Raw genomic sequence first — 14,838 nt, 5'->3', positions numbered from 1 at the left:
AAATCGGCCGCAGGCCTGAGCGAACAGCCGGCGGCAAACGGAAGCGTCTCTATCGATCAGAATCTGTCGGCTGTTTGCAGGCGTTCAGGTCGGCTGTCTTTTGCCTGATATCTGCGTCACTCGGATTCTTCGTCGACAGCCGCAGATACGCAGCCGCGAGCCGTCGCAGTTCTTCCTCCGATGCGTCCTCGATGCCGATGAGATGATTGTCAGCCCGACGATGCGAGGCCAGGAGTTCATTGAGCTTCAGGTGCAGCGCGACGCTGTCCTTGTTCTGGCTCTGCTGTATCAGGAACACCATCAGGAACGTCACGATGGTGGTTCCCGTGTTGATGACCAGTTGCCAACCGTCCGAGTAGTGAAAGATCGGGCCGGTCACGATCCATGCGACAACAGTCAGTACCGCGAGGCTGAAAGCGGCTGGAGAACCTGCCCACCGCGTAACAAGACTCGCAAAAGCATCGAATGCCTGGGTCAGCGGGTGTCGACTGGCGTAAGCCGGACTCGAAGTATCGGGAATCGTTGCCAGCTCGTCCGTGGAGGCCGGAGCCGCTGAATGGGGTTGCATGGCCCTGCTCCAGAATGATGTGTGAGGGTGAGGCGCAACATCCGTGCCTTGCGGCGCAAAAGGGCGGGCCGCCCGAACTGACACCTCCAGGAATAAAGCCGTGAACCAATGGGCGATGCCATAGAATGCAATGGTGTTCCAGCTCCGTTCTGGCGAAGTTCCGGTCAGGCCCTCGCTTCCGGCAATCCGCAGTCATCCTGGGGAAGTTCAATGGACAATCGCATCGCTATTGCGGGCACCTTGATGGACGCTTACCACGTGTGCGCGTTCTTCGACAGCCGCGACGAGGAGTACGAAGCCTTGACTCCCTACTACCGGCAGGCAGTGGAAACCGGCGAAAAGAATTTCCATATCGTCGACCCCGCGCTCGTCGATGACCACCGGGCGAGGCTGGAGGCATCGGGTATTGATACTCACCAATGCGAGGCGTGCGGACAACTGGAAGTCGTTACCTGGCCCGAGGCATATCTTGACGACGAAGGTAAATTCGACAAGAAGCGGATGCTGGACATGGTAGATCGTCTCACCGGTTCCGGACGTGATGCGGGTTTCTCCCGACTTCGCATCATGGGCAATATGGACTGGGCGTTCGAGGACCTTTCCACTGCGCCGGAACTTATCGAATACGAGGCGGAGGTCAATGAGATCATCGAGCGCAACCGCCAGCCCGCCGTGTGCGTCTACGATATGGCCAAGCTCTCCGGCGCCATGCTGATGGACGTCTTGCGTACGCATCCCCTTACGCTGATCAACGGGATCGTGCAGGAAAATCCCTTCTTCATCCCTCCGTCGGAGATGCTGAAGGAGCTGAAGTCTCGCAAAATGCGATCAGCGGCCTGATGCAGCGACCGCGTGACGCAAGCACGATGAAAAAACGGGTTAGATGAGCATCGATCGATACGGAGACCAGAGCCCTGAGACTGCGTTGAGAGACCTTATGGGTCTGCTTGCGCTTCCCGCGCTCTGGCCGGGTCGCGATGGCGCCGCGATCGTGGCACTAATGACCGAGGCAATCGAGCGGATCGTTCCCTTGGACATCTGCTATGTCGACGTTCCATTGCTTCCGGGCGCCGTCCCATTCGTGCAGATGCGGGTGCGTGGCGCACAGGTCAGCGAGGACGAAATGGGGCGCTGGCGGGACGCCATCGCTGCATGGCATGGGCTCCCCATCGGCTCCAGCATCAATCTGTGCGACACCCCGCTTGGCCAGGCGAGAATGATCCGGTTGAGTATGGGCTTCAGCTCCGGACAGGGCAGCATCTGGTTTGGGGCCATCGCGCCGACCTTCCCGACCGTCAATCAGATCGCCTTTCTGCGGGCCGCCACCTCTCAGGCGGCCACCGGCATTCTGGCGGCTCGCGCGGCGCACGAGCGCGAAGAGGCAAACAGATCGAAAGACGAGTTTCTTGCCATGCTGGGTCACGAGCTGCGCAATCCTCTCGCGCCGATCTCCACCGCACTGGGCCTTATCCGGCGTGAGAATGGCAACGCGGCCGACAAATACCATCAGATTCTGGAGCGGCAGGTCGCGCATCTGTCGCGCCTCGTCGAAGACCTGCTTGATGTCAGCCGCATTACCCGCGGAAAGATAGAACTGAAGCGCGAAGGCTTGCGGGTCGGTTCGGTCATAACACGGGCGGTGGAAGCCGCGAGCCCGCTGGTGGAGCAGCGTCATCAGCGGCTATCGGTCGCCATAGCTGATGACGGCGCGCAGATTTATGGCGATCTGACACGCCTGACCCAGGCATTCAGCAACCTGCTGAACAACGCGGCCAAATATACCCATATCGGCGGAGAAATCCGGGTCGATGCCCGGGCTGCGCCTGACCACGTCACAGTCTCCATCAGCGACGATGGCGCCGGTATCAGTGCGGAACTGATGCCAAAGCTTTTTAAAATCTTCGAGCAGGGACGCACGACGATCGACCGTTCGAAGGGCGGATTGGGCATCGGCCTCGCACTCGTCAGGAATCTGATCGAGTTGCACGGAGGTACTGTTTCCGCAAGCAGTGATGGGCCGGGAAAAGGCGCGACCTTCACGGTGATATTGCCGCTCGCTTCCGGTGACGAGATCGCCAGTGCGTTTCCTCAAAAGACCCGGGTTCCTGAAATCCTCCCCGCTCGATCGGGAGCGCGCGTGCTGCTGGTTGACGACAATCTGGATGGCTTGGTGTCCATGGAAGCCTTTCTGACGGACGTAGGCTTCGACGTCGCGACAGCATTCGAACCGCTGCAGGCGCTGGATTTAGCCGCGCAGTTTCGGCCTGAAGTGGCCATTCTCGACATCGGCTTGCCGGGGATGGACGGATATGAGTTGGCGGTCGCTCTTCGCGAGCAGCCGCAGCACTCGGGACTTCGGCTCTTCGCTTTGAGCGGATACGGCCAGGTGGACGATCTGAAGCGCTCGCTCGCGGCTGGCTTTGAACGACATTTCGTGAAGCCGGTGACGCTGATGGATCTGGTTGACGCGCTAAGAGAGGATCCGAAGCCCTCGTGTAGCGGATGACCTCATCTTTCGGCACGGTCTCCCGGCATCCGACGCCCTGCATGGCAGCAGGCTCCTCGCTTTGCGCGAGCAGCTTCCCATGTCGAGGCTCGGGCACATGCCATGCGCGTCCATTGGAATCCGATATCTACAATGAGAGAACGGCATGGCCCACTGCAGCGTATGGACGAACCGATCGGTCAAATCTGCTGGGAGCATGCCTGCAGTATTGGTCGTCGACGACAACGAGGCTTCAGGAACAGCGCTGACAGCCGCGCTCGGCCTGGAGGCGATGGATGCGCGTTTCGCAGCGGGCGGAATTCAGGCACTGGAGTTCACCCGGCACTGGATGCCGGACGTCATCGTGCTGGACATCAATATGCCGTTGCATGACGGTTTTGCGACGGCACGCGTGCTGAGGCGGCTTGCGTCCACGCGCGCGGCGGTCATCGTGGCCTTCACTGCACTTGACGAAGGGCAGGTACGGGAAAGGGGGATAGATGCGGGCTTCGATGGCTATTGCCAGAAGGGCCGATCGCCGGGCGAACTGATAAGCGCGATCCATGCACTGAGCGGCGGATATCGGACCTGGCCGGCAGCGTTCGACTCGTCGGGTGCACCGGGCTGCCCAAAAGCGTAGGTAGGCACGAGAACCGTTGATAAAATCAGGGTCTGCTTCCGGGCACGCCTGCTTGCTGCGCTAGCAACGGCCAATTCAACTATTCGCATCCCTGGAGACGACGTGACTCAATCCTCGCCCGCGGCGAACGAATCAACGTCGCCGACCTTTCCTCTGGTCGGAATCGGCGCATCCGCGGGCGGCCTCGAAGCGATCTCCGAACTGATGGCCGACATTCCCGCCGTGAGCGGTATGGCATTCCTGGTGGTACAGCATCTGGATCCGTCGCGCCCCAGCCTCCTTCCTGAAATACTCGCCAAACGGGTATCCATGGCGGTTCTCGAAGCCGTCGAGGGCATGGATGTCGCAGCGGATCATCTGTACGTCATTCCTCCGAACACGAGCATGTCAGTCGAGCAGTGCCGCATCCGGCTGCGGCCGCGTGACGAGTCGCCCGGGCCGCCCATGCCCATCGACGACCTGCTGGATTCACTCGCGAGGGACCAGGGGCAGAACGCCATCGGCGTCGTGCTGTCGGGCAGCGGTTCGGACGGCGCGCTGGGACTCCAGGCCATCCAGCGGGCAGGTGGCATTACGTTTGCCCAGGACGAGGCCTCGGCGCAGTTCAACAGCATGCCGCATGCAGCGATCAGTCTGGGTTGCGTCGATCGCGTGCTTGCACCCCGTGATATCGCGAAAGAAATGATAGGGATCGGCCGGCATCCCTACCTGCGATCGGTTCCGCCCCCCGCCGCGGCTGGCACGTCCCCCGAACCCGCCGACACGAGTCTGCGCGCCATATTCCGCCTGCTGCGGAACGCCTGCAATATCGATTTCAGCCGCTACAAGAGCGGCACCGTCCAGCGCAGACTTGGCCGCCGCATGGCATTGCTTCAGATCACGTCGGTGGCGGACTACGTCAGAGTGCTCGAATCCGATCCGGCCGAGACGCTGGCGCTGGGACGCGACCTGCTCATTCAGGTGACCGAGTTTTTCAGGGATCCTGACACATTCGAAGTCCTGACTCAGACGGTGTTTCCACGTCTCGCAGTTGCCAACGAATCGACGGGACCGGTCAGAATCTGGGTGCCAGGATGCGCGACCGGCGAAGAGGTCTACTCGATTGCGATCTGTCTGCTGGAGTATCTGGGTGAGCGTGCGGCGACCACGACGGTGCAGGTCTTCGGCACCGATATCAGCACAGAGGCGCTCGAAACCGCACGCGCTGGCCGGTACATTGAAAACATTGCGCGAAATGTGTCGCCTGAGCGGCTCGAGCGGTTTTTTGTGCGCGACGGCGAGTACTACTGCGTCGATAAGCCGGTCAGGGAGCTGTGCACGTTCTCGCGTCACGATGTGTTGAGCGACCCGCCCTTTTCGCGGATGAACCTGGTGAGCTGCCGTAACCTGCTGATCTATCTGAGTGGACCGGCGCAGCGAAGCGTGATGCCATTGTTTCACTACGCGTTGAAGCCCGACGGCGTGCTGATGCTGGGTCCCTCGGAGACGGTGGGCGCTTTCTCGGAGCTCTTCGGCGTCATCGAAAACAGGCGCAGCAGGCTGTACTACAAGAAACCGCGGCTCGGGGCGCCGACGGAGTTTCGCCGCATCTCGACACGGGCCATACCATTGTCTGCCCCCACGGGAATCGCACCAGAGAGCCGGTCCGAGCCTCGCGAAGTGTCGTCGTTCCGCTCCGAAGTCGATCGCATTGCTCTCGCACGGTACGCGCCACCCTCGGTGTTATGCGATGACGACCTGAACATCATCGAGTATCGCGGCGATACTTCCGCGTATGTGGTCAACCCCAGCGGCTCGCCAACCAGCGACCTCCGGCGACTCGCAAGGCCCGAAGTTTTTCTGGCCGTCAATGAGGCGATCAGGCAGGTCAGGCAGGACGGCGTGGCGGTGCGCAAGACCGGGCTGCGTGCTTCCGAAGCGAATGGTCCACAACCCGTGTGCGTGGAAGTGCATCCGGTCCAGATGGCCGGCATCGAGGGACGCTGGTTCCTGATCTTCTTCGAGAGTGGATCGCAGCGCCTGGACGGCCAGAATGCGCACGGGCAGGAAACACTCAAGAGGTTGTTGCTGCAGACATTAAGACAACGGCTTGGGCGCAGGATGGCCGCAAAAGATGCCGATCCCAGGGACGAGGAAATCGCGCGTCTGATGGCTGAGGTGGGTGCGATGCGCACGCAGCTTCGAACCATGCTCGAGGAGCACGAAAGCGCGCGGGAAGAACTGAAATCGAGCGAGGAAGAACTGCTTTCGAGCAACGAGGAATTCCAGAGCACGAACGAAGAACTCGAGACGGCCAAGGAAGAACTCCAGTCGTTAAACGAGGAACTGTCGACCACCAACGACGAGCTGCGCTACCGCAACCACGAACTGAAGATGCTTCACGACGACGTGGTCCGTGCGCGCGACTATGCCGACGCGATCATCGACACGATGTCAGAACCGCTGCTCGTGCTGGAGTCCGACCTGCGTGTGACGCGGGCCAACCACGCGTTCTACCAGATCTTCCAGACCGTCCCTGGGGAGACGATCGGCGCACCGCTTTATACGCTGGGCAACGGACAGTGGGATATTCCGGCCCTGCGTGACCTGCTCGAGAAGCTCCTGCCTCGGCGGACCATCGTCCGCGATTTCCAGATCACGCACGATTTCCCCCGCATCGGCCTGCGCACGATGCGGCTGAACGGTGCGCGCGTGGTGGGCCGTGCGCACGAACTGATCCTGCTGACCATTGAAGACCTTACCGAGCATCAACTCGCGGTGGAACGTCTGGAGACGGCCGACCACCAGAAGGACGATTTTCTCGCGATGCTCGCGCACGAACTGCGCAACCCGCTCGTGGCGATTGCCAATGCAATCGAGGTGTGGGGGCGCGAGAACGTCGACGAGGAAACGCAACTGCTCGCGCGTGTGCTCGCCAGGCGTCAGCTGAATCACGAGATCGGCCTGGTTGACGATCTGCTGGACGTGTCGCGCATCACGCGCGGCATCATCAAGCTCAATGTGAAGCCGATCGATCTGGCCGACATCGTGCGGCACAGTGTTGCCGCGATGCGCGCAGAAATCGACGCGCGCCAGCACGAACTCACGGTCGTCCTGCCGCCGCAGGTCCTGACAGTCGAGGGCGATGCAATTCGTCTCGAGCAGATCGTGACCAATCTGCTCGGCAACGCCGTCAAGTACACGCCTTCGCATGGCCGCATCGAGATCACGCTCGTGCGTGACGGCGATGACGCCGTGCTGACCGTCGCGGACAACGGCATCGGCATGACCGCGGAGTTTCTGCCGACCATCTTCACCATCTTCGTGCAGGCAGAGCGCTCGCTGGATCGCACGTCCGCGGGGTTAGGGCTGGGTCTTGCGCTGGTGCACAAACTGGTCGAACTGCATCACGGGACCGTGCGGGCCTCGAGCGAGGGCCTGGGCCAGGGCAGCACATTCGTGGTCCGGCTTCCGGCACCGTCGCATGTCGATACACCGCAGCCGTCGATGCCTGATCAGACGCATGACGCTCCTGTCGTCGCGCCACAAAAGATTCTCGTCGTTGATGACAATGCGGATGCGGGCGAAAGTATGGCGATGGTATTAAAGCTCGACGGGCACGACGTGAGGGTCGTTTGCAACGGTTCAGACGCTTTACGCTGCGCGGAGGATTTTCGGCCCGGCGTCGTCCTGCTCGACATCGGGTTGCCTGACATGGATGGCTACGAAATTGCGCGCCGGTTACATGCGATGCCCGACCTTGCCGATACCTTGCTGATCGCGGTCAGCGGCTACGCGGGAGAAGAGCATCGTGAACGCGCAAAGCGGGCCGGTTTCGATCATTATCTGGTCAAGCCGGTCGGCAGGTCCTCGTTGAATCAGTTGATTTCGTCGTCTTATAAAGCTAGAAGGCCCTAGCGATAACTCGTAACCTGCTGGGCTGATCTTTCGACGCGAACGCTTGCGTGAGGGCCGCTTCGAAGCTGGCCGACCCCAGCCCGGCGCTCTCCCGCCACCCGATTCACCGCTGAAAGTAGATCGCGATGAAACCGGGACTCTGGTTCGTCGCGCCGCTCACAGGGATGCCCTGTTCAACCAGCACCGTTTGCTGCGCGGCATTGTGATAAAGCTTCAGCCGGATAGTCTGCGGAACAACGGGTTGACTGCTGTCGAGATAACCGGCCGCAGACAGTAGCGACGCGGCTTGCGTCACGCTAAAACTCTGGTTGATCGTCGTGACCGTGGTGGATGGATTGCCATCGAACACGTTGTCGGAGAAGCTGCCGTCCGCATTGACGGTCAACGTCGAAGAAGGCGAGGGCGCGCCTTCTGCCTTGGCGCCGCAGTTTTCCCAGCCGTCGAACACAGCGCCGTTCGCGCCGAACGCGGCCCAGTCCGCGGACGGTGCGGCCGAGACGCTCCAGCCATTGTCGAGCAGCACCGCCACGCTCTTCACATTCACGCCCGCGTTGACACCCGTTACCGTGCCGATGCTGTTCGAAACCGCGGACATGCACGCAATACCAGCACCCGGCACGTTGGCCGCCAGATGCGTCGAGAGCAGCGCATTATTGCCCGCACTCAGCAGCGGTGCGGCCACGGGACTCACCAGCATGGCATTGGTGGTCGACGTGCCGGCTACGACCGACAACGAAACCGCATTGATGCTTCCGAGGGTCAGGCTGTTCTGATACACGGTGGCATTCTGCGAGGCGGGTGTCGGCGTGCTGGCCGGCGCCGTGCTCGCGGCGCTGCCGCCATCGCCACCACCCCCTCCGCATCCGCCGATCGCGCCGATCACGCCGATCGCGCCACCGGCGAGCAGCGCCACGGCTGCTCGCTTCGCCGCCTGCCTCATCGCGATCGCCCCCGGCCCGTGGCAAGCGTGGTTCACGGTTGCGGCAACAACGTCGCGGACACGCCGCTCGCATTGGCGATGAACACGTTGGTGGCGTCGTCCTGCACCAGGTAGCCTTGAGTGACGAGCGCGTTCGCCGCGGCTGCGACCGCCGCCTGATACTTCGCGCGGCTGCCACCGTATAGCGAGTCGAGCGTCGCGCGTGAATCCGTACCGCCGGCCTGCGCGGCGGCGTTCACCGCGAACGGAATCGCGGCGCCATTCGAAATACAACCGTCGCCGATCGCATGCCCTGCACCGCGATAATTCCAGCCGGTGTAGGTGGCGAGCGGCGCGCTGACGTCAGGCACCAGCACACCGGACGTCTCGTTGCCGTTCGCATCGACCTTCGGCACGAGGATCGTGTAGGCCTGCGCCGTGTTGACCACCGGGACAGCATTGCTGTAGTCGGTCACGAACAACTGGTTGTATTCGCCGTTGAACGTCAGTTGCAACGAGGTCGGCGTCGCGGCGGAGCCGCTTGGCACCATCACGTTGGTCAGCGACGGGAAGCCGACCGTGGTCTGGGTCGGCGCGACCAGCGTGCCGGCCGCGACCGTCGGATACTGCGACGCAGGCGGCGGCGTGCCCTTGCCGACCCAGGCGACGAGTTCGGGAATCAGCGCGCGTTCAACCGGCGTTTCTTCGACCGGCGAACCCGGCAACTGGCACTGGCTTCCCGCCGTGGGCACCGTGAAGTTGCCGGTCGTGACACCGCTGCCGCCACCATGCTGGGTTCCCGCGACGAGGTAGTAGCGGACATTGGCCGGCAGCTGGATGTCGTTGCCGCGTCCGTCGGTCACGACGAGCGAGGCGGCGCCGCCCCACCATTCGAACGAGCCGTCCAGCTGCATGATCTTCGGACACGTGTTGCTCGCCGTGCACCGTTGCAGGATGCCGTCGGTGGTACCGCTCACCGGGTCGGTCATCGTCGCGTACGTGAACGGGAACTGGAAGCCAGGCATGAAGTGGTCTTCATGCTGTTTCGACCAACGGCCGGGCTGGGCGAACGCCGCGTTGGTCCACGTGCGGCGGGCCGCCGAGATGATCGGGAACAGGCCGTCGAACACGATCTTGCCGTTCTTGTCCGCGTTGAAGCCCTGATAGAGGAAGTCCTTGATGAAGCGGCCCGATTGCGAAATGCCCTCGCCAACCGCGATATCGAAGTTCGTGCTGGTCGAGCACGTCGACGCGACGCACCCGGCGCTCTTCAGATCGTTCAGCGGGTTCGCCGCGCCTTGCGCGTCGGCGTTCTCGTAGCGAAGGAACGAGACGAGGTCGCGCAACGCGGCAAAGCCGATGCCGTCGACGGTCGGCGCCGCTGCCTGATAGACGAAGCTGTAGATGGTCCCGGCATCGGGCGGAACCTGCGTGCCGTTCGGTCCAGGTACCGTGGCGGGTGGCGTGAACGTCACCGAATAGTTGCCTTCATAGACATTGTTCGGGGTACTGACGTAGCTCCAGGTCGTTACCGGCTGCGAAGGCGCGGTGTAGGTTTCGAAGCCGCCCGGAATGCTGCCATACGCGGTCAGCCAGGACTGACGCGCGGTGAACGTAACCGAGGACTTGTCGGACAGATTGGCCGGCGGGTAGGTCAGCGGAATGGTGGTCGGCGCACCGCCGGCATAGTCCGGAATGAACTCCTCGCGGCTCAAGCCGGTCATCGGCGAGCCGTCCTTGTTGGTCGCCACCGGGAAGTTCGCGCCGAGCAGCCCGGCGCCGGCGGTCGTGCTGTTGCCCGTGACCGGAATGTCGCCTTGCCAGCCGCTCCACAGGATCGTGTAGCCATTGCGTAGCAACGACGGAAAGCTCGACGACGGCGCCGCGCCGGTATCCAGCGCGCCGCCGCCGACGAACGACGCCGCGCCGATCTTGCTGCCGCGATTCACCACGTCGTAGAACAGCACGCGTTTGGCGGTCGATGCGCTCTGCGGGCGCAGGATCACGACGTCGGTCGAATAGGCGACGTAGCCGTCGCTGCCGACCGGCGCGTTCTTGATGTTCACGATGCCCGCATTGAGGGGATCGTTCGGATCGAGTTCGCCATGCACGACCGCGGTGATGACCTGATAAGGTCCCGCCGCGCCTGCCGGCGTCGCTCCGCCGAAAGCAGGCGCACTCGAGATGACCTGGAAGCTCTTGATGAAGCCTGCGCCGTGCGACACCGGAGCGGGCGCGGGCGGGGACAGGTTGTCGCCATGTCCGCAGCCGCCAAGCAGCGCGATCCCCATACCCACTCCCACCGATACAGCTACTGACTGCACCTTCATGGTCTGGCCTCCTAATACGGTCAAGAGAAATTCGCTCGTATGGAATGAGTGGGTCGCCGTCGTCGTGCCTGGTGATGTCTCTCGTTCTGGTTCTGTATGTATTTTGTAGGCTGCGCTATTTATATTTATAGAGGCATCTGGGTATTTATAATTCGCCTGATGGCGTTCTCAACTATCGTTTACGCGTACATCCATGACATGATTCGCGCGTACGATAAAGCTATCGTTGTAGTCATCCGGGTCCTTGCGGAGTCCATACATGACAAACAGGCTCACACTGGCAGACCAGCTTCGTGAATCCATCGAGGAAGCCATTGCGACCGGCGATCTGCCGCCCGGCGCACGGCTCGACGAAGCGGAGCTGATCGCGCGTTTCGGGGTATCGAGAACGCCGGTGCGCGAAGCGCTGCTTCAGCTGGCCGCGGCCGGCATGGTCGAGATGAGGCCGCGCCACGGTGCGGTGGTCGCGAAAATCAGCCTGCACCGGCTGATCGAAATGTTCGAGGTCATGGCTGAACTCGAGGCGATGTGCAGCCGTCTCGCCGCGCGGCGCATGAGCAAAGAGGAACTGCAGACGCTGCGCGAAGCGCATGTCGCGTGTCAGGCCGCGCGAGACTCCGACAGTCCGGACGAGTACTACCATCTGAACGAGCGCTTTCACTGTCTGATCTATGCGGGCAGCCACAACAGCTTCCTGCATGACGAGGCGAAGGCGCTGCATAAACTTCTGCGCCCCTATCGGCGCTTGCAGTTGCGCGTGAAGGGGCGCGTCGCCGCGTCGTTCGACGAACATCAGGCAGTCGTGGACGCGTTGGCTGCCGGCGATGGCGAGTCTGCCGGCGCCACGCTCAGGGGCCATATCCTCGTGCAAGGCGAACGTTTCGGCGACCTGATCGCAGCGCTTGCGCAAGTCAGCGCGGAATAGCCGTCGTCATTCGACTCTCTCGATCACCCCTAAATCTGGAGGGGAGGGCGATCAACGCCTGGTGGAACTCCGGCGATTCGAAAGACTGTGTTGGATGTGAAGCCGCAGATCGATCAAGGAGGGTCGATCGCTGAGGAAGGTAGTTGAATGACAGATCGGAAAACTGGACCCAAAAGGACGAGACACAAGCAATTCCGTCGCCAGATAACGAGAATCAGCCGGGCGGTGAGGGCAACGTGTTCGACTTGACGGATATTGACCGCTGACAGTTTCTTTACCGCCTCACGCCGATCTGCGGGCCGCCGAAGCCCTAACCGCGCGGCGCGGCCGGCGAACTTCCAGCGCGTGATGTTCGACTTCACGCCAGAATTCACAGAGCCCCGGATAAACCGCGTTGCGCCACCGCGGACCGATAAACAGGTCGTAGTGATTGCACTGTTCGATATCGAGTTGCCGCCGGGGCTTCATCGTCGATTCATCGCACAGTGCATGTGCGCAATGCGTTTGCCCCGCGCCGGTGATTTCGTCGCTGTCGCCTTCGATCGTGCACAGCGGCGTGTCGCGCAGCGCGGCGATCCGCACCTGACGCCCGGCGACCGACCAGAGATTGCGCGGTAACAGGTGCTCGTGAAACACCACACGAAGCATGTCGAGGAAATAGCACTCCGCCATGTCGAGGACCGCGGCATATTCGTTCGCCGTGCGCAGCGCTTGCTGCGCACCGGCCATATCGCCCGCGAGCCACCTGGACCAGTACTCCGCTTCGAGGCGCAAGTGCCGCTCCGGATGCGCGGCAAACAGCGCAGCCTGCTGGATGAAGCCCGGATAGACGAGACGTCCCGCGCCGCGATAGGGCGCAGGCACGATCTCGATCGCATTGTCGTGAAACCACTGGAGCGTGTGGGAGCTCGCGAAGCGGTCGGTGACGGTCGGATTCAAACGGGTATCGATCGGACCGCCGAGCAGCGAGACGCTCGCGATCGGCGCGGCCTCGTCCGTGGCGAGCAGCGCCGCGGCGGCGAGTGCGGGCACGCTGCCCTGACAGATCGCGATCACATGAACGGGCGAGCCGAACGCGCGGGCAGTGCCGACGAAGCTTTCGAGCGCCTGCACGTAGTCGTCGAGCGAGAGCGGTCCGGCTTCGCGCGGCACGTCGCGCGCGTCGGCCCAATCGGTCACGAATACGTCACGTTCTTCGAGCAGAGTTTCGACGGTCTCGCGCAGCATGACCGAATGATGTCCGGCGAGCGGCGCGCACAACAGCGCGGGCAGCTTTTCGTCAGCAGATGACGTAGCCGGGTTGCGTTTGAATCTGAGCAACGCGCCGAGCGCCGACGAGGCGACGACGCTTTCGTCGACGGCCACGCGGCTCCCATTGCCGACGACCGAGTGGATCGCGAACGGCGGCGTGCGTTCGAAAGCGCACGCCGACCTGAGCAGCCAGCAGCTGAACGCGTCGGCCGTCTGATTCGCGGTGAACCAGCCCGCTTGCGCAGGCGGCACCGAAGCCGACTCGGACAGAACTCCACCGACCATCGCGCGAGCGAGGCGTTGCTGGGCATCGATGAAGGCGTACCACATGATGAGCTCCGACGTTCGTCGATCATGAGGACGGCATGGCCGCACCGGTACGAACTCGTGATAGGGATATCGTCGCAAAGCTTACCGCGAATCGTCGGTGCGAGGGGCGCGAAATCGGTGCATGCGCGAGGCATGCGTTTTCCCCGTAGGATTTTCGGGCGCGCGTGAACGAATGACGTCAAGCTTGGCTCAGCGTCCGGGTCGACGCTTGACGTAGATCAACGAGAGAGCCGTTGCATGGAATTACGCTGACGTTGGCAGGCAACCGCTCGCGACAACCCGAGGAGCATCCGATGACCATATCAGCAAACGCGCAGCAGGGCACCTGGTCGGTGAGCGTCCAGACGGAGGAAGCGCAGGAAGGCGGATATCAGGCGACGATTCACGTCAAACATGAGTCGCCCGACGGTGACTTCGAACGCAGCTTTCTTCAATCCGAGGTCTTCGCCGTGGAAAGGGAAGCGGTACTCGAAGGACTGCGCGAAGGCATGACGTGGATCGCGCTGAAGACGACGCGGACCATCGGCGTCTAAAACCGACGAGGCCCGCGAGTTGTCGTAACTATTTGCGTAGTTATCCGAGCCACGTTTTGATCGACGTCGCCATCGCGTTCGCCGAGATGCCGTAGCGGTCGTGCAGCGTGGGCAGCGCGCCGGCGGCGAGGAACGCGTCGGGCAGCGCGATCTGGCGGAACGGCGGCGTGACGCCTGCCGTGAGCAGCGTGCGCGCCACCGCTTCGCCGAGCCCGCCGATCATCGTATGGTTCTCCGCGACGATCACCACCCGGCCAGTGCGCTTCGCTTCGCGCAGGATCGTGGCCGTGTCGAGCGGCTTGATGGTCGGCACGTGCAGCACGCCCACGTCGACCTTGTCCGCCGCCAGCGCTTTCGCGACTTCGAGCGAGCGCATCGTCATGATCCCCGAGGAGATCAGCAGCACGTCGTTGCCGTCGCGCAGCAGCTTGGCCTTGCCCAGTTCGAAGCGGTAGTCGTACTCGTCGAGCACGGCGGGGACGTTGCCGCGCAACAGGCGCGCATAGACCGGCCCCTTGTGCGCGGCGATGGCCGGCACCATCTGCTCGATATCGAGCGCGTCGCACGGATCGATCACCGTCATGTTCGGCATCGCGCGCATCAGCGCCAGGTCTTCGGCGGCCTGGTGGCTCGGACCGTAGCCGGTCGTGAGACCCGGCAACGCACAGACGATCTTCACGTCGAGATTGTCTTCGGCGATCGTCTGGTGCACGAAGTCATAGGCGCGTCGCGTGCCGAACACCGCATACGTCGTGACGAACGGCTGCGCGCCTTCGTGCGCGAAGCCCGAGGCTGCGCCCATCAGCAACTGCTCGGCCATGCCCATCTGGTAGTAGCGCTCCGGAAACTCCTTCGCGAAGATATGGAGGTCGGTGTACTTGCCGAGGTCGGCCGTCATGCCGATCACGCTCGACTTCGCGCGCGCCAGTTCGACCAGCGCGTGACCGAACGGCGCGGAGC

The 14,838-nt window shown here is 62.5% G+C and carries 11 protein-coding genes; 6 read left to right on the top strand and 5 right to left on the bottom strand.

The genetic code is table 11. The features are described from left to right. Nucleotides 1–49 precede the first annotated feature (49 nt). The gene (locus CI15_RS24040; protein ID WP_062132199.1) at nt 50–568 is read right to left on the bottom strand and encodes a low affinity iron permease family protein; all 519 of its coding nucleotides are present in this window, start codon (nt 566–568) and stop codon (nt 50–52) included. Nucleotides 569–778: 210 nt separating this feature from the next. Here CI15_RS24040 and CI15_RS24035 point away from each other — a divergent pair, with 210 nt between their 5' ends. The 4 genes from CI15_RS24035 to CI15_RS24020 all read left to right on the top strand — a co-directional run bounded on the left by CI15_RS24035 (nt 779) and on the right by CI15_RS24020 (nt 7,590). Further along, nucleotides 779–1,408 (top strand): MEDS domain-containing protein, encoded by a 630-nt coding sequence (locus tag CI15_RS24035; protein WP_062132196.1) that lies wholly within the window; start codon nt 779–781, stop codon nt 1,406–1,408. 97 nt (nt 1,409–1,505) lie between these two features. After that, nucleotides 1,506–3,074 carry a hybrid sensor histidine kinase/response regulator gene (locus CI15_RS24030; protein ID WP_161950056.1) on the top strand — a complete coding sequence of 523 codons (1,569 nt, stop codon included), beginning with the start codon at nt 1,506–1,508 and terminating at the stop codon, nt 3,072–3,074. 196 nt (nt 3,075–3,270) lie between these two features. After that, nucleotides 3,271–3,693, top strand: coding sequence for a response regulator (locus CI15_RS24025; RefSeq protein ID WP_063910579.1), 423 nt, complete (start codon nt 3,271–3,273; stop codon nt 3,691–3,693). Between the two features lie 102 nt (nt 3,694–3,795). Further along, nucleotides 3,796–7,590, top strand: a complete 3,795-nt coding sequence (locus CI15_RS24020) for a chemotaxis protein CheB (RefSeq protein ID WP_062132190.1) — start codon at nt 3,796–3,798, stop codon at nt 7,588–7,590. A gap of 103 nt (nt 7,591–7,693) precedes the next feature. On the opposite strand, the gene CI15_RS24015 is transcribed toward CI15_RS24020, so the two are convergent. Both CI15_RS24015 and CI15_RS24010 read right to left on the bottom strand, forming a co-directional pair. Then, complete coding sequence (locus CI15_RS24015) at nt 7,694–8,503, bottom strand: hypothetical protein (RefSeq protein ID WP_241495912.1); 810 nt, start codon at nt 8,501–8,503, stop codon at nt 7,694–7,696. Between the two features lie 59 nt (nt 8,504–8,562). Beyond that, entirely contained in the window at nt 8,563–10,839 is a 2,277-nt protein-coding gene (locus tag CI15_RS24010; RefSeq protein ID WP_062132184.1) for an alpha/beta hydrolase domain-containing protein, read from the bottom strand. A gap of 259 nt (nt 10,840–11,098) precedes the next feature. Between CI15_RS24010 and CI15_RS24005 the strand changes: the two genes are divergently transcribed. Beyond that, a complete protein-coding gene (locus CI15_RS24005) occupies nt 11,099–11,764 on the top strand; it encodes a GntR family transcriptional regulator (RefSeq protein ID WP_062132181.1) in 666 nt (221 codons plus the stop codon). Between the two features lie 282 nt (nt 11,765–12,046). Here the strand turns inward: CI15_RS24005 and phaZ are convergent, their stop codons facing one another. Then, on the bottom strand, nt 12,047–13,345 hold the full coding sequence (gene phaZ / locus CI15_RS24000; protein ID WP_062132178.1) for a polyhydroxyalkanoate depolymerase: 1,299 nt from the start codon (nt 13,343–13,345) through the stop codon (nt 12,047–12,049). Nucleotides 13,346–13,638: 293 nt separating this feature from the next. Between phaZ and CI15_RS23995 the strand changes: the two genes are divergently transcribed. Next, nucleotides 13,639–13,878: a hypothetical protein gene (locus CI15_RS23995; protein ID WP_062134072.1), complete on the top strand. Its 240-nt coding sequence runs from the start codon at nt 13,639–13,641 to the stop codon at nt 13,876–13,878. A gap of 40 nt (nt 13,879–13,918) precedes the next feature. Here CI15_RS23995 and CI15_RS23990 read toward each other — a convergent pair. After that, nucleotides 13,919–14,838 (bottom strand): transketolase family protein (locus CI15_RS23990; protein ID WP_062132175.1); only part of this gene is annotated, 920 nt, incomplete at its 5' end.

Origin of the sequence: Paraburkholderia monticola (assembly GCF_001580545.1) — a bacterium.
Taxonomy (GTDB): Bacteria; Pseudomonadota; Gammaproteobacteria; order Burkholderiales; family Burkholderiaceae; genus Paraburkholderia; species Paraburkholderia monticola.
The sequence above is the reverse complement of the archived record's forward strand: the minus strand, read 5'-3'. Positions and strand labels throughout refer to the sequence as shown.

Bases quoted from the DNA above. Each gene is read 5' to 3' on its own strand.
- CI15_RS24040 (WP_062132199.1), bottom strand. From the start codon at position 568: ATGCAACCCCATTCAGCGGCTCCGGCCTCCACGGACGAGCTGGCAACG.
- CI15_RS24035 (WP_062132196.1), top strand. From the start codon at position 779: ATGGACAATCGCATCGCTATTGCGGGCACCTTGATGGACGCTTACCAC.
- CI15_RS24030 (WP_161950056.1), top strand. From the start codon at position 1,506: ATGGGTCTGCTTGCGCTTCCCGCGCTCTGGCCGGGTCGCGATGGCGCC.
- CI15_RS24025 (WP_063910579.1), top strand. From the start codon at position 3,271: ATGCCTGCAGTATTGGTCGTCGACGACAACGAGGCTTCAGGAACAGCG.
- CI15_RS24010 (WP_062132184.1), bottom strand. From the start codon at position 10,839: ATGAAGGTGCAGTCAGTAGCTGTATCGGTGGGAGTGGGTATGGGGATC.
- CI15_RS24005 (WP_062132181.1), top strand. From the start codon at position 11,099: ATGACAAACAGGCTCACACTGGCAGACCAGCTTCGTGAATCCATCGAG.
- phaZ (WP_062132178.1), bottom strand. From the start codon at position 13,345: ATGTGGTACGCCTTCATCGATGCCCAGCAACGCCTCGCTCGCGCGATG.
- CI15_RS23995 (WP_062134072.1), top strand. From the start codon at position 13,639: ATGACCATATCAGCAAACGCGCAGCAGGGCACCTGGTCGGTGAGCGTC.